This is a genomic window from Prevotella merdae (assembly GCF_900290275.1).
Lineage (GTDB): Bacteria > Bacteroidota > Bacteroidia > Bacteroidales > Bacteroidaceae > Prevotella > Prevotella merdae.
Window position 1 is genome coordinate 28,273 of the sequence record NZ_LT985323.1, and the last position, 21,967, is coordinate 50,239.

Consider the following 21,967-nt stretch of genomic DNA (forward strand, 5'->3'; position numbering starts at 1 on the left):
CCACCCATATGGGCAGGGCTTTATATTTGGTTATCATTACTTCACGCCCAGAGGTGTGAGTCGGAAGCTAAATGTCATGTCCTGATAAGGCAGGCGATGCTGCTTAAGTGGCCATGCGCCCCAGCTATTCTCGCCACCAACACCAAAGTGAGCCAAGTTGATACTTAGTTCAGTATACTTGCTCTTGGGCACCTCAGTAGAATGGCGTTGCGCCTTCTTCTCACCCTCGTCAAGATCGCTAATGTTATAATGCAGAGCACAAGCGTCGAAATAGTTGTCAAGCGCTGATATGCAGAAACCTAAACCCTCGGCTGTGGTCTGCTTCCACCAGCGAATGTCGCTCTTTGTACCTGTTTCCTGCGGACGTATATAAGGGAAGAACTGCTGGTCGGCAGTTTGCTTGTAAATGCCAATGTTCTGACTTGCCTTGCGGTCGGTATAGTTCTCTATAGGTCCACGACCGTAGAACTCGCTGTTGTCCATGTTATAGTCGAGGTCCATCACCATTCCGAAACGCATAAGGTCGCTCACCTTTGCACCTGCAGTAGTCTTCATCTGCTGCTGAACGGTCATTGTGCCCTCGCCATCAATATCGTATGTGATGGTGAGTGTAGCCTTAACATCGGGCATGTCGTACACAGCTACAACACGAGCACCTACTTTACCCACCTTAGTGCCTGTTATAGAGGTAAGGTTCATAGTAGGATTGCGCCAAACCTTGAACTTGTTTTGCAGGTTGGCACCCATATCATTGTCGGTTACAGCACGCCAGAAGTTAGGACGCAATGTACCACCCTCGGGCAGCAAGTTATTGCCAGCTACGTTGTAAGTCTTCAGCAAGCCTGTGGCCTTATCGAATACTATGTTCAACATATTCTTTACGTCTACGCTGATTACACCATCCTTCTTATTGTCGGTAACCTTAAGCTTAGCCTTCTGAGTGGACTGCTGTACGGTTGCAGGTTTAGCTTCGCGCACAACAAGCTGACGATAAGCCGCTACCTGACCCTTGTCCATAAGAGGCTCAGCATTCTTCAAGCGGAACTCGATGTTTAGCATCAGTTCGCCATCAGCAGGAATATTGTAAGGCAATGTCAACGTTATCTTCTGCTGGGGCTTCACGTTTAGTTGCTCTACTGTTCCGTTCTGCACAGCCTTACCGTTCTTTATCATTGTCCATACAAGCTCGTAGTTGCTCAGGTCGCGGAAGAAATACTCGTTGTAAACCGATATTTTGCCACTCTTGAGGTCTACAGCCTCTGCCCAGATATTCTGGTGAACGTAAGCAATCTCGTATGCATGAGGGTTGAGCTGACGATCGGGAGCTATTACACCATTGCAGTTGAAGTTGTTGTCCGAAGCGTCCTTCTTGTTGTAGTCGCCACCATATGTGTAGTTGGGCGACATATTGCCACTGCCCGGTTCGTACTTGGCAGAGATTGCCTCATAATCGGCAAGCGTGCGCGAAGCCTTGAAGTCGGGTGTACGATGCAAAGCTTGGTCGACGAAGTCCCATATGTATCCACCTTGATACTTAGGATACTTGCGTATAAGGTCCCAATACTCAAGGAATCCACCGCTTGAGTTGCCCATGGTGTGATTATATTCACACTGTATTAGTGGGCGCTTGTTGGCATCGTTCTTAGCATACTTCTCGCTTCCGTCATGCGACATATACATTGGACAGTATATGTCTGAGTCGTCGCCATGTCCCCAAAGTCCACGCTCATACTGTACAGGGCGACTCTTGTCTTGACTCTTAATCCAGTTGTAAGCATCAACAAAGTTCTGGCTGTTGTCAGTCTCGTTGCCCAAACTCCACACAATCACCGAAGGATGGTTGTAGTACATCTCCATGTTGTGCTGGTTGCGCTCCATTATCTGCTTGGCAAATATCTTCTTTACGATAGGCGAGTTTTGTCCATATTGGAAGCCATGACTCTCCTGATTTGCTTCTGCCGTGATATAGAGGCCATACTCGTCGCAGAGTTCATACCATATTGGGTCGTCTGGATAGTGACATGTTCTGACGGCGTTTATGTTCAGACGTTTCATTATCTTTATGTCTTGAATCATACGCTCGCGAGTTAGAACGTAGCCTCCATCAGGGTCAATCTCATGGCGATCGGCACCCTTTATAAGCACAGGTTGTCCGTTTACGAGTAGTTGACTGTTCTTAATCTCAACCTTGCGGAATCCCACCTTTTGCGGAATTGCCTCTACCACATTGCCCTTGCCATCCTTGACAATTGCCAGCAATGTATATAGATAAGGTGTCTCAGCTGTCCACTTCTCCACATTGGGCACAGTGAAACGTGCCACACCGTTAAGCTTTTTATTGAAAGTAGCCGTTGACTTGCCCACAACCTGATTATTGGCGTTGATGAGTTGGAAATCAATGATTGGGTTGCCCTTTACGTTCACGTTGACAAGCAACTCGCCATCGTTATAGTCGTTGAGCAAATCGGGCGTGAGCTTGATATTGCTAACTTGCACATTAGGATTCTTGGCAAAAAGGTAGCAGTTTCTTGCCACACCCGATAGACGCCAAAAGTCCTGATCTTCATCCCATGAACCGTCACACCAGCGGAATGTCTGGAAGGCTATGAGGTTCTTTCCTGGCTTTACATACTTGGTAATGTCAAACTCGGCAGCTACCTTGCTGTCCTCGGCATAACCTACATAATGTCCGTTTACAAAGAGATAGATGTTAGATGTAACCGAACCGAAGTGAGCTACCACCTGCTTTCCATTCCAGTTGGCTGGCAGCTCCATAACGCGTCGATAGCTGCCCACATGGTTGTCGCTTATAGGCACAGGCACGCTGTCGTTGGTCACCTTATACTCTTTCTTGAAACCCTTGAAGTAGTCTTCTTCGTTGAACATATATCTCCATCCAAAGCCTACATTCACATATTCGGGGTCGCCATAGCCATTCATTTCCCAAATACCGGGCACCTGCATTGTCTTCCAAGCAGAGTCGTCGTAATTGGTCTTATAGAAATCTGTGGGACGCTGGTCGGCATCAGCAACCCAATTGAACTTCCATGAACCCTCAAGCGAGAGATAGTTAGCCGACTGTGCCATATTGCCAGCAAGCGCTGCCTGCATGTCTTCATAGGCAAAGAAGTTGGTGTGTAGACCATAACGGTTCACCTCATTTATCTGCAGGTCGTGCCATTCGGTCCATGTCGGCATCAGCTCAGCAGGCACAACCGTCTTCTTAACCTTAGCTGCACTCACACTAAGAGCCACAGCAGCCATGGCTGTTATTATTAATGATTTTCTCATCAGTCTATAGCTTTAGTTATTTCTGATTGTCTATATAGCGATAGTACTCGCAAGCTGCCAACAACACAGCACCTACACCAAAGTTGGCCTGTGAATTGGTATCTACTGTCTGACCTGGTATGGCACGGTCGCCTATAGGCTGCACATATCCTACCTTGCCATCTGCCTGAACAGCAGTTTCCGAGATATATTGCCAAGCACGGTCTATGCATTTCTTATAATCCTTCTTGGCAAGGAAGCCATTGTTCACACCCCACATAATGCCATATGCAAAGAAAGCTGTACCGCTTGTCTCTGGTCCTGGAGCGTGGTTGGGGTCAAGTATTGAACGAGTCCAATAACCATCCTTCTGCTGTGTCTTTGCAACGATATCAGCAAGACGCTGGAACTTGTCAACAAAGAACTTGTAGTGCTTATAGTCTTTTGGTAAATCTTGCAGAACCTTAGCAAGACCTGCAAGCACCCAACCATCACCACGAGCCCAGAAATCCTTCTTACCATTTACACTCTTGTGATTAGGATAAACGTAGCGAGCATCGCGGAAATATAGGCCAGTCTCCTGGTCGAGCATAATACGATCGGAATATAGAAGGTTCTCGTAGAGTTTGTCGAGATACTGCACATCGCCCGTAAGTTTGTACATCTTTGTCATAACAGGCATAACCATATACAGAGCATCGCTCCACCACCAGTAGTCGTCCTTCTTTGAGTAAGCCTCATAATGCATTACCTCCTTGGCACGCTTCACCATGAAGTAGTTGTCGGCATCGGTACCGCCATTGGCAATAGCAAGGTTGTATAGGTCGATATATGTTTGGAAGCATACCTGCCAGTCACCAAAAAGCACATAATCCTTACCCTCGCCATAATTGGCATACTTCCAACGACTTGGGTCTGCCTCGGTTGCTCCACTCCAATTGTTATGATAAGCCCAACGGCGTGTATAGTCAAGCTGCTTGTCGTCCTTTAGCAACTTATACACTTCCATATTGCCTGTATGATAGGCAGCTGGGTCCCAGAACGAGCGTGTTTCAGCCTTATTGTTCTGCTGCCAGTATGTATTGACACGTGTAATGAGTTCTTTCACCTGGTCGGCTGTCCAAGTTTTAGCAGATATAGGTAGGGAAAAGAGCAAGAACAAAAAGAAGCCCCATACCCTGGCCTTCTTCAAAAGAGAAGGGAGTGAAGTGTTGAGTTTGTTTGTTATTACGTTCATATTTTAAAACGATTTATTGTTTAGATAAAATATATAATATTTCTTACCACTTATCCTTAGTCTGGATATCATCTCCCCAATGATGATCCTTAGGGAAAGCCTCGCCATTCCATGCCTTAACCTGTGTCCAAGGCTTAGCCTCATCGGTCCAGAACGGATGTGTGGCAGACAAGCCAAGAGGCATAAAGGCAAGAGTGGTCATATAAAGCGAGCCGTTGTTGGTATACCAGTCGGCTACGTTTGGCTGATGACCGCAGAATCCGATGGTTAGATATCCCCCCTCGTTGAAGTTCTGCTGATGGTCGAACATACGATGTAATACCTTGGTAAGAGCAGCACGCACCTGTCCGTTAGACAGATCCTTAGGTAAGGTTTGATACCATGCCATAAGAGCCAACGGCTGCATAGTTGCCATACGATATGGTATGCTACGGCCAAATACGGGGAAGGTGCCATCGGGAGCTATGAAACGCTCAAGCACGATAGAATACTTCTGACAACGCTTCAGCTCACGATCATAATACTTCTGATAGTCGAGACGTGTATTTGCCTTGGCATCCACCATAGCCTGAAGTGTCTCAAGATACATCGGATGGAACACGTAAGAACTGTAATAATCAAATGCAAACGAAGGTCCATCGGCATACCAGCCGTCACCAACATACCATTCCTCCATCTTGCGACATGCCGAGTTTACACGATATTCATCATACTCGCCACCAGCCTTTGCCATAAAACTCTCGATTGTTGACGAGAATAGGAGCCAGTTGGTATATGGAGGATCTATCTTGCGAAGCTTGCGGAACTCGGCCAAATAACGCTGCTTTGTCTGCTCGTCGAGCGGCATCCACAACACATCATAAGCACGAAGGAAACTCTCGGCAATATAGGCAGCGTCAACAAGATTCTGTCCGCCTATGCCCCAGCACAAATAGTCGGCACTCTGAGGATCTACGGCATTCTTGTACGAAAGCAATGCCCATTGGCGCAACTGCTTGCGCTGCTTTCCTTCTGCTGTATTGTCGTCGGGCAAGGTTAGCCACGGGGCAATGCCAGCCATCAGTCGGCCAAAACATTCCATATATAGAACCTTGCGGTTGCGGTTGTCAAAACTTGGACTGAACTCGGTCTGCATATTCTTCTGCAGTTCGCCCTTTGCCATATTCTCAAGTACTGGTTGTGCCATGCGATAGGCAAGCGAACACCAGTATTGACGATCGTTTTGCTCATGTACTTTCTTCTTTGCAGCTGTAGAGGTTAAAGGAAGAGCCAACAAGAAAACGAGCAAGAAGCCACAAGCCCAACTTCTGCCCCTTAGGGAGGTGAGCAATATGTTAAGATTATTGGTTTTGAAAATCATATATTATACAGTTTTTATATTTTTACCTTTTTATTTTATTGATATTTCATTGAAGAATAAATAAAATTATTACTTAACCCATCAATGCTTCCCTCTCCACTCCTTATTGTGAAGGAATGGGATGAGGGTGGAGCTTATTGGTGTTTTTTCAATACCGGCATACCATCCTCAAACACTATTGGCACCCACAGATGTCGGCTGTCGCTCAGATGTTTTGGATTCCACATATCCGCCATAAATACATAGTCGGCACCACCAAACATCTTCTTCTGTGCGGCAGTTTCCACCTTATATATATATGTACCCTGTGCACCAAAGGTTTTGTCGGCACCCTCGCCACGGCATGGGTTAGGCAACTGCTTCCATGGACCAAATATGTTCTTGGCACAGAACATACGGGCTGCATTAGGAGCCCAACCGGTGCATCCACTTGTTATCATCCAATAGATGCCGTCTTTCTTAAAGATAGTAGGCGCCTCGTTTTGCCCACCAGCAGCAACACGAACGAACGAGCCGTTGTGTTGCATGTAGTCATCGGTGAGCTGTGCTATCTGGATCGTTAAATTGTCTTCGGATGAGAATATGTGGTATGCCTTGCCGTCATCGTCTACAAAGACGGTCATATCTCGTGCCATCTGTCCTCCATCAAAGTCGCGCATAAAAAACATGCCACGCTCTATCTGCATGCGCCACTCAGGTGTCCACCACTTCTTTAATTCTGGATACAACAACTGATGACGTAGGTCTGTTGTATCTGGCTTGGCAAAACCAATAGGATAGACACCAGCATTTACACGACCAGAACGCACAAACTTGAAAGGACCGAATGGTGTATCACTAACAGCCACAGCAGCACGTGCCGCACCATATCCCTGACCTTTAAGTTCCAAATGGAACCACATAACAAACTTCTTGGTCTTGGCATTATACAGCACCTTGGGGCGCTCTATAATGCATCCACCCTCAATGTCACTACCAGGCTCATTGGATACTGGAAGTACAAGACCATGATTGGTCCAGTCCTTAAGATTCTTTGAGGTAAAGCAACTAACACCAAGCGAACTATATGGCTTGCCATCATCCGAACGGCTTTCGCCATACCAATAGTACGTTCCCTTGTAGTTAAATATACTACCACCATGTGCATTGATGTGCTTACCCGTATTGTCTTTCCACACGCCACCATCCATTGGAGCCTGTGCAAGAAGCGGAGCAAAAGAGAGTTGCAGCGCAAATATGGCCGCTAAAATCTTCTTCATATTAATTGTATAGGTTATGATTATTGTTAAATAATATACTATTTTAGTTATCAGACGTTGCAAAATTATTAATAATAACTATCATCGATTGACTATTATCAGTAATAAAAGAGCAATAATTAAGATATGAACAAAAACATACATCTTATTCGAACCAATACCTAATGATGCCCGACTTAAGTCTTGACTTCATAACAAGTCGATAGACATTGTCTTGCCACTGGGTCTTCATTATGCCATCGTTCATCTGTAGCTTGCTCCAAGATACATCCACAGTCTTTGGATTGTACACAAGCACAGTCTTGCCATCTGCAAGCGCCACCCTACCCTGCTGCATACTGCGTGGTGAGCCATAGCACATAAGTGTTATATCGGTTGAATTGCTGTCATTCTGCAAAGAGTTGGCTTTAGCCTGCTGAACATTACCCGAACCTGATTTTTCATTATTATCATTCATAATGATATGCTCGGTTATCTCAATCCTATTATGCATTCGATCCAACGTCAGCCGACGTACCCACGACCTTACTCCAGCCTCAACGGGATATGCCTTGGCTATATCAACTAGCATAATAGATGCCGAGTCGGTATAGGTATGATCTACGTTTATGCCCTCATACTGACGACCGTCCTTCTGCTCGTATCCGTTTACAACTGGTACGTTGTGATACAGCGAGCGGTTGTTTGTCATCTCATAACGATGTGGCCCAAAGGTCTGCGACGTATATGTGTCTCTACCAAGATCTATAACAACGGGCTCTCCATTGCGATATATCACGAAGGAACCCACATCATTGTGGTTATGGCTTTCGGCGTTGTTGCCTCCCTTGGCAGCTATTAGCCAGCTATCGTTGCTTGCCACCATTATCTGCGAATTGGCAAGCCATGCATCCAAGGTCTTGGGTTGCATGACAGCTGTATGGCTTAAATGCTTAAGCATAGACAGCAGCATTAGCTCTCTACCAAGTGTGGGCCAGTTGCCCGACTGCAGGAAGAGAGTTGATGGTTTGACATAGTAATTGTATTTGTTGGCTATATAGGCAGCAAACTGCATCATCTGTGTGCCCACTTCTTGCCATTTATGCACCATCAAGGTGTCGGTTGATGCCAACGTGCAGCTATCCTTTAGCCACTCGCCGTATGGAAATAGGATATTGATGTTAGGCACATTATGCACCTTGGCATCCGAGAAATTTACAAACGAAAGGTTGCCTATGTGCATTGTAGTAATGAAGCGTCCCATAGCTGCCACCTTCTGCAGTTCGGCAGAAGTCAGCAACATACGATTGTCAGCATCCTTAATAATAGGTTCTGCAGCACGCAACATCCACAAAGACTCGAAGAATGAGGCTCCGGCACGATCCCAATAACCAACACCTTCCTCGCAACCACCATCGTTGGGATAGCCGTTAAGGAATAGGCGCATACACGACTCGTTTATCTTCAAAGCCTTGGCAAGATGTTTGGAGTCGGATGGATAGCATATCAAACTGGTCTCAATGAAATTGCTCATTATCCATGTGTTCCAGTTGTTCACGCTGCGCATCCATCCATGCTTCTCTGTAAGTGTTGGGGTAAGGAAACGTCGGTCTATCTCGTGGCTTATACGCTCTGACAATCCGCTTTCTGCCCGATCTATCTCTGCTGACAGCATATACAAGGTCCATGCAAGCATGGATGAGGTTTCGGCATTGAATAGGTCTACTGACTGTATTGTCGAGTCGGGTTTAGCCTCAGGATAATGTGCAGGCAGACCCCACCATGGTTCCTTGTCGATGAAGTAATGCAGTCCGTTGCAGATGTCCTTTATAAAGCGGCCTTTATACTCCATAACCTCCGCCATAACAAGACATGCAAACTGGCAGCGGCGGGCAAAACAAGAGTCTTCATAATTGGTACGGTTTCCCGTTGTGCGGAACTGGGCAAACACCTCATCTGGTATCTTGTCCCATGTCTTTCCACTATATTGGTTGCCAAGACGTATATAGTCTTGACGCATAGACTTTGGCACATCGGTACGCCAATAAGGATTGACAGCCTTAGGAAATGGGGCGAACGCCGACTGAGCTACGGCCTCAAATAAAGAAACCGCAATAAAGAAAATCGTAATAAGAGTTTTGCGCAGATACATTTGTATGCTATGGTTTTAGTTGGTTTTCAGTTATTAAAACTCTGTACAAAAGTATACAAAAGGCTAATATTAGATGGACTATTATTGCTTATTAAGGTACAATAATAGTTATTATACTATTGAATAACAAAAAATAGCATAATAAGCACAGCCTTTATGCCATACCTATTATGTTATTATATACAATACAGTAATTACACAATACTACTTGTCCAGCATCTTAAGCGACTGAACAAACCAAACATTCATTTGGTCGGCGCCACGATGGTTCCAAGCATAATAAGGAATTAGGGTTAGCTTCTGGTTCTTAACCGACACTCCGTTTGCACCATCCTCCAGCATCTGAGCCTGGGTTGTTATAGCCTTTACAGCAAAGGCAGGAGCACCCTTCGTCTCGGTGTTGTCAATCTTATAGTTGTCTACAACGTCGAATGTAGGCTGCTTGCCTATAACGGCACGTAGCACAGGCTCGTTCTGATTGTCTGCAGCCTCGGCACAATAAACTATTGGTCCACGCTCTACGGCCACACGACCCTCGTCGTCCTTGACATTATTGTTGGCAACAACGGTGCGTACAGGCATATCAAAATGGATGCGAACGACGTCGCCCTTCTTGATGTTCTTAACAGGCAGATAACCCTTGTTAGCAGCAAGGTCTGCCTCAATCTTCTTGCCATTGACGCTAACGGTGTAGGCAGGCTTGGCTGTGTCGCTGTACTTGTAGAGGTCGCTTGGCAGAACCTGATTCTGAACCCAACCAGGAATGCGCACCAAGAGGTTGGCATTCTTGGCAGCCGACTTAACCACACGTATCTGGATATCGCCATCCCAAGGATATTGTGTAGACTCCTCAAGTACCACATCCTTACCACCTACCTGAATGGTAGAGGTGTTGGCAGCAAACAGATTTACATAGATGTTGTTGTCCTTAACGCCATAGAGGTAGCCAGGCACCGAAGGGATGAAGCGGCAAAGATTACTTGGACAACAAGCACAACCGAACCACGGCTGACGAGTCTTTGTATTGTCGGCATTGAAGGCATACTTGCCGTCGCTCGACAACGGATTAGGATAGAAGAAACGACCACCGTCCATGCTCATACCCGAGATTACACCATTATATAATGTACGCTCAAGGCAGTCAATATACTTGCTCTCGCCATGAAGCAAGAACATACGCTCGTTGAGGTAAACCATAGAGATGGCAGCGCAGGTCTCGTTGTAGGCAGTCATATTAGGCAACTCGTAGTTCTTGCCGAAAGCCTCGCCCCAATGCAATGCGCCAACACCACCTGTTAGATAAACCTTCTTGCCATAGATGTTCTGCCATATGCGGTCAACGGTCTTGATATAAGCCGAGTCCTGAGTAAGGGCAGCAACATCGGCAATGCCTGCATACATATATCCGGCACGTACAGCATGACCTACTGCCTCGTCTTGTTCAAGGATTGGCTTATGGCTCTGCGAGTATTCTTTACGGAAGTTTGTCTTGCCACGGAAGTCCAACAGATACTTAGCTTCGTCAAGATAACGCTTCTCGCCAGTAAGTGTATAAAGGCGGGCAAGAGCCATCTCGGCAATCTGATGACCAGGCACAATAGTTGTCTGACCTGAGCCAGAACCTACCTCACGACATACACAGTCGGCATAGCGGCGGGCTATATCGAGGAACTTATGGCTACCAGTAGCCTGATAGTGGGCGCAAGCAGCATCTACCATATGACCAAGGTTGTACAACTCATGGCTTAAATCCTCCTCCTTCTCCCAACGCTTCTTGCCAGACCATCCGTGTGGATGTTCGGGATTGATAGTACGGGCGGTATAAAGATAGCCGTCAGGCTCTTGTGCGGCAGCCACAATGTTGAGCACACTATCGATATAAGCCTTAAGCTTTTTGTCGGGATATGTCTGCAATATATAGCTTGCACCCTCAATAGTCTTGTACACATCCGTATCGTCGAACGAGAATCCCATTATCTTGGCAACATCCCACTCGGGTGTCTTCAAGCCCGGATGTCCTGGATGCTTAAGAGTATAAGCAGCCATATCAAAGTTCTTATAGCGATGCTCGCTCTCGCACTTTGAGAATGCAAGGGGCACAGTTACCTCACGGGCAGCCTGTAGACGTGCTCCCCAAAAAGAGTTGTGCGCAATATTTACACTCGTGAATGGCACCTGGGTGTAGGGATAGCCATTGGCTAATACCTTAGTGGTGTTGGTTTTGGCAGACACCGTAGCTGATGCGGCTACGATGAATGCAGTGGTTAAGATAAAAGACTTCATTTAATCTGAATATAAAGATAATATTATGTTCGTACAATGATTATTAGCAATTACATTCCCCTCCCTATTGAGGAGGGGTTGGGCTAAGGCTCATATTCTACCTCACTATGCTCGGTGTACTGTCAATGGGCTTTATCGACCCATCGCTATTATATTCCAGCTTTTTCATCACCACACTACGCTTATACGAGTGACCGTCGTGCAGCGAACCATCGTGTGTGAAGTACAGCCATTTATCCTTAAACTTAACGATAGACGGATGAGTGGTGTTGCTATTGCCTGCCACACCATCTATCAGCCCCATAGGTTTCCATGGCCCCATAATGTTGTCGCTCATGGCATAGCCCATACGTTCGGGCCAACTAACAGCATATGTAAGATAGTATTTGCCATCATGCTTGTGCACCCAAGGAGCCTCGGTAAAGGGGAAGTCGTTGCCAAGGTCAAGCTGATGGATGTCGCCATCAATCTCAATCATGTTGTCTTTTAGCTTAGCTATGTAGCATTGGCGATTGCCCCATATTATATAAGGTGTATTGTCGTCGTCGATAAAGATGGCAGGGTCGATGCAAGCCCAGCTATGCTTAGAGCCACGACAGTCCTTATTGGTGAGCAACGGCTTGCCCAGTGCATCCTTATACGGACCGGTTATCTTGTCGCTTACAGCCACACCAATGCCACACCAGTTGGTAGACACATACCAATAGTATTTACCGTTACGCTTGGCAACGTGTCCAGCAAAAGCTTGCTTGCTGTCTGCCCACTTAAAGGCAGATATATCAAGTCCCACTGGGTGCTGATGCCAATGCTTGAGGTCGGTGGTAGAAAAAGTAAGCCAATCCTTCATCTTATACTCGTTTCGTGGAGCATCGTCCTCGTCGTGTCCGGCAAATAGCCAAAGGGTATCGCCCTCTACGTATGCGGCAGCATCGGCTGTGTGTACATGGCGGAAAAGAGGATTGCCATTGTTGATGAGATCGATAGAACCATCCTTGTTGATTACGGCATTAGATGGAGTTACAGGCTTTATGGTGCCGTCGGCATTAAACTCCATTCGGTCGATGCATACCTCACGATGTATGCCCGGTTGTTCATCGGCATTGATAAAGTATTTGTTGATACGATGATACACAATGTACCAATCGTCTGTTCCTGGAACATTAATAACCGAGTTGTGCGCTGTACCATAGATGCCATGCTTGGGGTCTTGCTGTATCACTATAGGATTCTTTGCCACAGTGATAGGACCAAGAGGCGACTTGGCCGTACCATAAGCTACGTGGTAATTGGCCGAACCTGTATCGTCTACCGACCACATAAAGTAGTAGATACCATTGCGATAGAACACGTACGGAGCCTCACGATAGGCATAATCCTGCAATGTGCCACCCTTAGGTGTGAGCACCTTGAGTGTTTGTGGCTTAATGGTTGTCATATCCTTCTGCAATTCGGCACCTGCCATATAGCCGTTGCCCCAATAGAGATAGGACTTCTTAGAGCGTGGATCTACAAACACATCCACGTCTATCTGCTGACCGTGGCATCCGTCAGGTATGGTGTTGACTATCGACTTGCCGTAATCAACAAACGGACCAGTAGGACTATCGCTAACGGCAACACCAATCTCCTTGCCGCCACCCGCCTTGGGATTGGCACTATAATAGAGATAATACTTGTATTTGCCCTTGCCTGTCTTTACCTCCTGTATGGCTGGTGCCCACAGATTGCCGTTGGCCCAAGGTATCTGACCATTTTTGGCATTAAGCACTTCGCCCTCGTCGCGCCATTCCTTAAGGTCGGCCGACGAGAAGCATCGGTATGTATAGCCACCCCAACCTGGCGCACCATCTGTGGTGGAATATATATAATAGCGGTTGGTAAGGTTGCTGTATACTATCTCGGGGTCGGCATGAAAGCCGGGGAGAATTGGGTTCTGCTGTGCCTTGGTCTGCGATGGGCAGAGAGCGATGGCAGCAAGAACTAAGGTAATAAATGTTTTCTTCATAATGGTAAGTGAAGCTGGTTATTAATGTTTATTATTTATACTATTATTATTTATAACAATCATTGCACATCACTCCCCTCTCTATTGGGGATGGACTGGGGGTGAGGCTTTATTTTTGTGTTTTCTCCAACCTCTTCGCCTCCTTCTCCATTATCTGCACCACAGCTCCATGCTTAGGTTGGTTGAAGTTAGTGGCAAACATTATGCCCTCATTGAAGTGTCCCAACGGGCGGAATGTCTTAAAGTCGGTAGTCTCAACAAAGCCAAAGTTGTGCACCTTCTGTCCATAATGATCGTACATCAATACCCACTTGTCTTCGCCAATACGCTTCCATACGGTAGGAGCCTCGCAAGCTGTTGGCTCAGGGTCGCACCATGCAGGGTCGTACAGCCAACCATTGTTGATACTGTCGGATGTAGCTTGCTTGATACCTGGTGTACCGTCGTGAGCCACATAGAACAGATGATACTTGCCCTGAGCATAACAGATGTCGCCGTCGATAGCAGTAATCTTGGTATCGGGATATTCGAAGAGCAACTTTGGAGCGGTCTCAATACGGTTAAAGTCGTTGTTGGCATATACATAGTATAACTTGTTTGGACCATTCTTGTGACGCATGGTAAAGTATATCATCAACCGTCCAGCCTTCTCGTCGTATATAGTCTCTGGTGCCCACGCACATCCTATGTCGGCAAGTTCGGGCGAAATCTCGTTGATGTTTACCACAGTATGAGTCCAGTTGATAAGGTCCTTAGACTTCATTAGAACCAATCCACGGTTGTTGCCCCAACCATATGTTTCTCCATCGCGTTCCCATTCGGTAGAACGCTTGCCCTCGCGCTGCGCATAGATGTGCAGGTCGGTAGCTACAAGATAAAAGGCACCGTCAGGCCCACGATAGATATGCGGGTCGCGCACACCACGCTGTTCGGCTATTGTGTCGCCACAAATAACTGGCTGAGCATTGTTAAGAGCTGTGAAATGATAGCCGTCCCTACTCAAAGCCATATACAGACTATGTGTGTCGTCGCGATGAAACACCATGAGGTAAGCCGACATCTGCTTTTCGCTTATCGGCTTCTTGCCAGCTGCCGTAGCTACTGCCAATGGCAACATAAATAAAAACAAAATAAGTTTCAGACCTTTGTCCATTGTCTTACGATTGAGGTTTTCTTTAATCAGGTTTATTTATTACTTATATTTACTACGGCAAAATTAAGGAAAATACTTATTACCGAGGTGGACAAATCGTGCGAAAAGGGGAACAAATAGTGAAATAAGTGTATAAAGCACGCTTATATATAAAAAAAGAGGAGGCACGACGTTAAGTCGTACCTTCAATATTAACATCTGATGGTGCTATGCCATACTCCTTCTTGATTACCCATAGATGAGAGTATAGATGTCTCAATTGCAAATTGATATTGATTTTCTGTGAATTTAGCATTAGTCTTACTTGGTTTTATTTGCTTATTAAACAGACAGAACATCGTTTTCTGTAGCCCCCAAAAAAGAAATAAGACAATAAATCGGTCATACCAATAACACAAATCGTTCAATGATGTAAAAAAAAATGCCAAATATCAATTTTTGCTATTATATGAACGATTTGTATACTTCGCTTTAACAACATTATCATAACTTTGCATCAGAAAAAAACGAAAACAGTTCGCTTCAAGGAGTTCTTTAGGTAATTAGGTAAATAAGATTGCATTATTAGGATATAATAATATATAGTTTTGATTTCGTTAGTAGTTAATAGGTGTTTTTGATTTAGTTTATAGGTTTAAGAGATTTGATTTAGTAATTAATTAGATTGTTGTTTAGATTGTTTTTTAGTAGTTGATACTAGAAAGGTCTTGTAGTTAGTTATAAGAATAAAGTAAGTTTAAGGTTTGTTGAAAAATGTGTACGCCGCGAGGCGCACACATTTTTTGTTTGTGTTTTGTTTAAGTTTGTTTTGTATCGTCCGCGATTTGCACTACCTTTATATAATGTAGGCGGCATCTCGACAATAAAAACAAACAAGTTTGTTTTGTATTGTCCGCGATTTGCACTACCTTTGTCCCTATGAAAACACGTAGAATAATAACTCGTACATTTGCCGCTTCGGCGATATTCGTAGCAATGGCTCTATGGACTGCATGCACCAGCAAGCCTAAAAGCAACGATATTATAGCACGCAAGCCGGCTAAAGCAGCACCAAAGCCTACACAGACTATGGGCGACTATTCGCAGAACCGAACTGTCAATTGGCTCGGTTCGGCTTACACATTGTGTGTAGAACGCAAGGCTGACAAAGACTTGCAACTCGCCAAGGACGAGAGTGGTAATAAATACTACGACAATCGCATTAAACTTGTTATCAGACGTAGCGATGACAGCGAGTTCTTTAACCGCACATTTTCTAAAGCCGACTTTACCGAATATGTTGGCAATGACTATAAAGACGGTGCTTTGCTGGGCATTGTGTTCGATCATGCGGATGCCGACAATCTATACTTTGCCGCTTCTGTTGGCTCACCAGACAAGATGAGCGACAACTATGTGCCGCTTGTTATGACGGTAACACGATTAGGAGCTGTGAAGATTAAGCAAGACACCAAGCTCGACACTACAAGTGACGAGGATGCAGAAGAGGCAGTTGAAGAATAGTATATATAAGGTAAGTATGAAGTACAAACTGAATATCATACCACGTACGCTGCACTTTAAGCAACCTGCAGGCACATCACGCGGAATATACACTACACGCAAGTCGTGGATAATTGAGGCTACAAGCGACGATAAACCAGGCATTAAGGGCATTGGCGAATGTGCCCCTTTGCCAGATCTTAGCTGCGATGCCCGACCAGAATATGAGGCTACACTTGAGCAACTCTGCCGTATGACCGAACTTACGGGAACGCTCAACCATAATATGCTACGCCCATACCCATCAATATTGTTTGGACTGGAAACTGCATTGCTCGACCTTGAGAATGGAGGAAAAGGTATTCTGTATGACACCCCTTTCACACGTGGAGAAGAGGGTATTTGCATCAACGGATTGGTATGGATGGGCAACTATGACGAGATGTTGCAACGTCTTGAAGACAAGATGAAGGCTGGATTCAGATGTGTTAAACTGAAGATTGGCGCTATTGACTTCGACCGCGAACTAGATCTTGTGCATCATATAAGAGAGGCTTTCGACGAGAAACAGATAGAATTAAGGCTTGACGCTAATGGCGGATTTGCACCAGATGTGGCTATGACCCGCCTTGAGCAATTGGCACGGTATGGCATCCACTCTATAGAGCAACCTATAAAGCAACATCAATGGGCAAGGATGGCAGAACTTTGCGCATCGACACCTATACCTATTGCATTGGACGAGGAGCTTATTGGCGTGAACATGACATTAATGAAACAGGACTTGTTGGACCGTATACAGCCTCAATACATCATACTTAAGCCGTCGCTGCATGGAGGCATATACGGCACACGCGAATGGATTGAGCTGGCAAAAGCACGTGGCATAGGATCGTGGATGACAAGTGCACTGGAAAGTAATATAGGTCTGAACGCTGTGGCTCAGCTTGCTGCCGATATCTACGGACCTAACATACAGATGTATCAAGGTTTGGGCACTGGACAATTGTTTGAAGACAATATACCAATGCCACTCGAGATAAAAGGCGAGAAATTGTGGAGAATATGATTCTCCTGAATAAATACACCCATTATCATTCATTAACTCTTAACAATTAGACAAATGTTTTCTGGTATAGTAGAAGAAATGGCTACTGTCGTTGCCATTAAGAACGACAAGGAGAATGTGGACTTTACGCTTACATGCTCGTTCACAAACGAACTAAAGATTGACCAGAGTGTGGCACACAACGGCGTTTGCCTTACTGTTGTATCAATAGAGGGCGACAATTATACGGTTACAGCTATGAAGGAAACTTTGGAACGATCTAACCTTGGACTGATGAACGTAGGCGACCGCGTTAATGTGGAACGCTCTATGATTATGAACGGACGACTTGACGGACATATTGTACAAGGACATGTGGACGGCACTGCCAAGTGTGTGGACATGCGCGATGCCGACGGCTCTACATATTACACCTTTGAGTATGCCTTCGATAAGGCTATGGCAGAGCGTGGATACTTTACGGTAGACAAGGGTTCGGTAACTGTTAACGGTGTGTCGCTTACGGTATGCAACCCAACTGAAAACTCGTTTACCGTGGCTATAATTCCTTATACTCACGACAATACCAACTTCTGCAATATAAAAGTGGGCAGCGTGGTGAATATAGAATTCGACATCTTGGGCAAGTATATCGCACGATTGCAACAACTGAAGTAATTGGCCAAAAAGATAATGCGTCAAACATCTTTACATCAAAAGTGTTTGGCGCATTAAACATATTTACCCCAAAAGTGTTTGACGATCAAACACTTTTGTTTTTTCTTTTATTAAACAAATGTGCCTAAATACAAAACATTTGTTAATAATATATACTCTCAATAAACCTTTTGCTCTATTTTTACATCAAACTATCAGAAATAGACAAGAGAGAGAGTATAGGAAATTAAAATCAAGAAAACATTAACAAAACACTATTTAATTATGAGAAAGATTGGGATGACTTGTCTGGCAGGACTTTGCTTGCTGTCAATGTCTACTGAATGTGCGGCGCGACAATGGTCGCTTAAGGACTGCATCAACTATGCACTTACCAACAACATTCAACTACAGAAAGCAAAACTACAGCAATATTCGGCCCTTGAGGATGTTAAACAGAGTCAGGCTGCATTGCTGCCGTCGCTAAACCTATCAACATCGCAAAACATAAGTTACAATCCATGGCCTGAGCAAGGTTCGGCTATGATTGCTGGCAACAAGGTGCAGACAAAGGTGGCAAAGGTTTACTATAATGGTTCTTACTCGCTTCAGGGCAACTGGACTGTATGGAACGGTAACAAGAACCAAAACACCGTTAAGCTTAACAAGCTTGCCGCAGAGCAGGCTCGTCTCGACTCGGCTACAACAGCCAATAATGTGTTGGAGCAGATTGCTCAGCTATATGTACAGATACTATATTCTAACGATGCCATAAACGTGAGCAAGGAAAGCCTGAACACAAGCAAAACCAATGAGGAACGTGGCAAAACAATGGTTGAAGTAGGAAAGATGAGTCGTGCTGATTTGGCTCAACTTACAGCTCAACGCGCACAAGACGAATATAATATTGTGGAGGCAGAGAGCAATATGCGCAACTATAAACGCCAGCTTAAACAGCTGCTGCAGATTGCTAACGACGAGGAATTTGATGTTGCCATACCACAAACCACAGACCAAATGGCTTTGGTGGAGGTTCCGGCTCTTAACGATGTGTACACAGCTTCGCTCGAACAGCGTCCAGAAATAAAGAACGCCCGACTAGGTATTGAGAGCAGCGACCTTAGCGTAAAGATTGCCAAGGCTGGCAAGTTGCCTACTATAGGATTGAGCGCCGGACTGTCTACCAATACTTCGTCTATGAACAACAATGGCTGGGGCACTCAGCTGAAAAACAACTTTACTGTAGGTGGTGGCATTACTGTCAGCATTCCGCTGTTTGACAACCGACAGACCAAGACAGCCATAAACAAGGCCAATATACAAAAACAGAGCTATCTGCTCGACCTACAAGACAAGCAGACTACTCTCTACTCTACCGTAGAGAACTATTGGCTGCAGGCTGTTACCAACCAGAATATGTATAAGGCGGCACGCGTGTCTACAGAGAGTGCTCAGGCAAGCTACGACCTTCTGTCAGAACAGTTTAAGCAGGGACTTAAAAATACTGTAGAACTGATGACTGGAAAGACTAACCTGTTGAAGGCTCAGCAAAACGAATTGCAGAGCAAGTATCTGGCTATACTTAATCTTAATATGCTGGAGTTCTATAAGACAGGAGAGATTAAGTAAAGGGGAAAGCCCCACCTCTTACCCCTCCCCATAGGGAGGGGGACGATATGTAATAATTGGGATAAATAATTAGAGACAAGATTAGAGATTTATGAGAAAATTAAGTAAGGTATGGCTGGTAGTGGCGGGCGTCATTATCATAGCCCTTGCTGTCTATGCTTTGTCAGGCAGCAAGAAGAAAGAAGAAATTTCGTTTGAAACGGTTGCGGTTGCACCGGCAAACATTATTAACAGCATTACAGCTACAGGTACTATCGAGCCTGTTACATCTGTAACAGTTGGTACTCAGGTCAGCGGCATCGTTAGCAAGCTTTATGTCGACTACAACTCGGTGGTGAAGAAGGGTCAGGTTATTGCCGAACTCGACAAGACCAACCTTATGAGTCAGCTAAACACAGCCAAGACTCAGCTTGCCACAGCTCAAAGCCAACTGAACTATCAAACCACCAACTACAACCGCTATAAGACCCTTTATCAGAAGGGACTTGTTGCTGCCGACGACTACGACAATGCTAAACTATCGTATACACAGGCTAAGGAGCAGGTGATTTCGGCTAAGGAAGAGGTGCAACGCGCACAAACCAACCTTGGTTATGCCACTATCACATCGCCTATTGACGGTGTAGTACTGTCGAAATCGGTAGAAGAAGGACAGACTGTTGCAGCCAGTTTCTCTACTCCAGAGCTGTTTACTATTGCACAAGACCTTACCAACATGCAGGTTGTGGCAAATGTTGACGAGGCTGATATAGGCGATGTTAAAGAAGGCGAACGTGTAACATTCACCGTTGACGCCTATCCTGACGACACTTTTGAGGGCACCGTTAAGCAGGTTCGCCAAGAGGCAACCACTACCAACAACGTTGTGACATACGAGGTGGTTATATCGGCACCTAATGCCGACCTTAAGCTTAAGCCAGGTCTTACAGCCAACGTAACTATTTATACTGCTGAGCGCAAAGGCGTGCTCTCGGTTCAGTCGAAGGCTCTGCGATTTACTCCACTGAAGGAGACTGTAGGCAAGATGAAGATTGTAGACCAGACTGGCAATGCAAAGAACAAGGTGTGGACTATTGAGGGCAACAACATCGTGGCTCATAAGGTGAACATTGGCATGACTGATGGCACAAACACACAGATTCTTAACGGCATAAGTGCAGGTGTTAAGGTGATAACAGGCCTTAACGTCATTGGTGGAGAAGATGACAATAATGCTACTGCTGATGCAGGAGGAGAGAAGAGTCCGTTTGCTCCTGGCCCTCCGGGAAAGAACAAGAAGAAATAAAAGAGATTAGAATCCACTCTAAATATAAGCAGCATTCTGTAGGAGGTACGGTCTCCGAACCGTACCACTCTAACGACAATAAATAATGAAGATATGCCACATGCGTGGTACGGTTCGGAGACCGTACCTCCTACAAGATGTTGCCTTTATCTAAATCTCAAAACATAGAAGCATACCACTCCCCTCCCTATGTGGGAGGGGCAAGGGGGTGAGGCTTCCAAATCTATAATATATATGGACGAAAAAAAAGTAGTAATAGAACTCGACAACGTAAAGCGCGACTTTCTCGTAGGCGACGAGACGGTACACGCACTACGTGGAGTGTCGTTCAAGATATACGAGGGCGAATTTGTAACCATTATGGGTAAGTCGGGCTCGGGCAAGTCTACATTGCTAAACCAACTTGGTTGCCTCGACACACCAAGTTCAGGCGAATACTATCTTGACGGGGTTTCGGTTAGAAAGATGTCTAAGTCGCAACGAGCCGTATTGCGCAACCGCAAGATAGGTTTTATATTCCAGAACTACAACCTTCTGCCTAAGACCACGAGCGTTGAGAATGTGGAGTTGCCATTAATGTACAACGCTGCCGTAAGCGCAAAGGAACGTGAGGAGCGAGCAATTAAGGCTTTGCAGGCAGTAGGCTTGGGCGAGCGATTGTATCATAAGTCGAACCAGATGTCAGGCGGACAAATGCAGCGTGTAGCCATTGCAAGAGCATTGGTAAACGACCCTGCAGTGATTCTTGCAGACGAGGCAACTGGTAATCTCGACACACGTACATCGTTCGAGATACTGATACTGTTCCAAAAGCTGCATGCAGCAGGTCGCACTATAATATTCGTTACGCACAACCCTGACATTGCCAACTACTCCTCACGCAATATTATGCTACGCGACGGACACGTGATAAGCGACGAGTATAATCATAATATACTGTCGGCAGCCGACGGACTGGCTGCTCTGCCTGCCAACTCGGACGAATAAAGAATTAAGAATTACGAGTTAAGAGTTAGGAGTTAATAATTAAGTATTTAGGTTCATCTATATTTAGTTCCCACGGAACGCACAGAAGACACAGAAGCCTACGGGGTTAAGCTTTTCGAATCCACAGAATGGCCTACGCTTCGCGAGGCAAGAATCCACAGAATTGATTGCATGATTCGCC

At 45.4% G+C, this 21,967-nt stretch carries 14 protein-coding genes and 1 pseudogene; 6 read left to right on the top strand and 9 right to left on the bottom strand.

Features of this window, described 5'->3' with window-relative positions:
* Positions 1–36: 36 nt before the first annotated feature.
* From C9991_RS00120 to C9991_RS00155, 9 genes and pseudogenes are all read right to left on the bottom strand, one after another.
* The gene (locus C9991_RS00120) at positions 37–3,291 is read right to left on the bottom strand and encodes a glycoside hydrolase family 2 TIM barrel-domain containing protein (protein WP_198643718.1); all 3,255 of its coding nucleotides are present in this window, start codon (positions 3,289–3,291) and stop codon (positions 37–39) included.
* A 16-nt stretch (positions 3,292–3,307) separates the two neighbouring features.
* Positions 3,308–4,507 carry a glycoside hydrolase family 88/105 protein gene (locus C9991_RS00125; protein ID WP_106810634.1) on the bottom strand — a complete coding sequence of 400 codons (1,200 nt, stop codon included), beginning with the start codon at positions 4,505–4,507 and terminating at the stop codon, positions 3,308–3,310.
* Between the two features lie 43 nt (positions 4,508–4,550).
* Complete coding sequence (locus tag C9991_RS00130; protein WP_106810635.1) at positions 4,551–5,867, bottom strand: DUF2264 domain-containing protein; 1,317 nt, start codon at positions 5,865–5,867, stop codon at positions 4,551–4,553.
* A 134-nt stretch (positions 5,868–6,001) separates the two neighbouring features.
* Entirely contained in the window at positions 6,002–7,126 is a 1,125-nt protein-coding gene (locus C9991_RS00135; RefSeq protein ID WP_106810636.1) for a glycoside hydrolase family 43 protein, read from the bottom strand.
* A 145-nt stretch (positions 7,127–7,271) separates the two neighbouring features.
* The gene (locus C9991_RS00140) at positions 7,272–9,257 is read right to left on the bottom strand and encodes a heparinase II/III domain-containing protein (RefSeq protein ID WP_106810637.1); all 1,986 of its coding nucleotides are present in this window, start codon (positions 9,255–9,257) and stop codon (positions 7,272–7,274) included.
* A 204-nt stretch (positions 9,258–9,461) separates the two neighbouring features.
* Complete coding sequence (locus tag C9991_RS00145) at positions 9,462–11,540, bottom strand: glycoside hydrolase family 127 protein (protein WP_106810638.1); 2,079 nt, start codon at positions 11,538–11,540, stop codon at positions 9,462–9,464.
* A 97-nt stretch (positions 11,541–11,637) separates the two neighbouring features.
* On the bottom strand, positions 11,638–12,570 hold the full coding sequence (locus tag C9991_RS16945; protein ID WP_232823252.1) for a family 43 glycosylhydrolase: 933 nt from the start codon (positions 12,568–12,570) through the stop codon (positions 11,638–11,640).
* Positions 12,550–13,545 (bottom strand): annotated as a pseudogene (locus C9991_RS00150) (family 43 glycosylhydrolase); the annotation flags it as partial. The gene C9991_RS16945 and the pseudogene C9991_RS00150, both read right to left, overlap by 21 nt.
* A 109-nt stretch (positions 13,546–13,654) precedes the next feature.
* Positions 13,655–14,698, bottom strand: coding sequence for a glycoside hydrolase family 43 protein (locus C9991_RS00155; RefSeq protein WP_106810639.1), 1,044 nt, complete (start codon positions 14,696–14,698; stop codon positions 13,655–13,657).
* Between the two features lie 918 nt (positions 14,699–15,616).
* Here C9991_RS00155 and C9991_RS00160 point away from each other — a divergent pair.
* The 6 genes from C9991_RS00160 (at position 15,617) to C9991_RS00185 (ending at position 21,786) form a co-directional block, all read left to right on the top strand.
* Entirely contained in the window at positions 15,617–16,201 is a 585-nt protein-coding gene (locus C9991_RS00160) for a DUF4738 domain-containing protein (protein ID WP_106810640.1), read from the top strand.
* Between the two features lie 16 nt (positions 16,202–16,217).
* Entirely contained in the window at positions 16,218–17,249 is a 1,032-nt protein-coding gene (menC, locus tag C9991_RS00165) for an o-succinylbenzoate synthase (RefSeq protein WP_106811699.1), read from the top strand.
* 54 nt (positions 17,250–17,303) lie between these two features.
* On the top strand, positions 17,304–17,906 hold the full coding sequence (locus C9991_RS00170; protein WP_106810641.1) for a riboflavin synthase: 603 nt from the start codon (positions 17,304–17,306) through the stop codon (positions 17,904–17,906).
* A gap of 264 nt (positions 17,907–18,170) precedes the next feature.
* On the top strand, positions 18,171–19,514 hold the full coding sequence (locus tag C9991_RS00175) for a TolC family protein (protein WP_106810642.1): 1,344 nt from the start codon (positions 18,171–18,173) through the stop codon (positions 19,512–19,514).
* Between the two features lie 91 nt (positions 19,515–19,605).
* Positions 19,606–20,799 (top strand): efflux RND transporter periplasmic adaptor subunit, encoded by a 1,194-nt coding sequence (locus tag C9991_RS00180; RefSeq protein ID WP_106810643.1) that lies wholly within the window; start codon positions 19,606–19,608, stop codon positions 20,797–20,799.
* 234 nt (positions 20,800–21,033) lie between these two features.
* Positions 21,034–21,786, top strand: coding sequence for an ABC transporter ATP-binding protein (locus tag C9991_RS00185; RefSeq protein ID WP_106810644.1), 753 nt, complete (start codon positions 21,034–21,036; stop codon positions 21,784–21,786).
* Positions 21,787–21,967 lie beyond the last annotated feature (181 nt).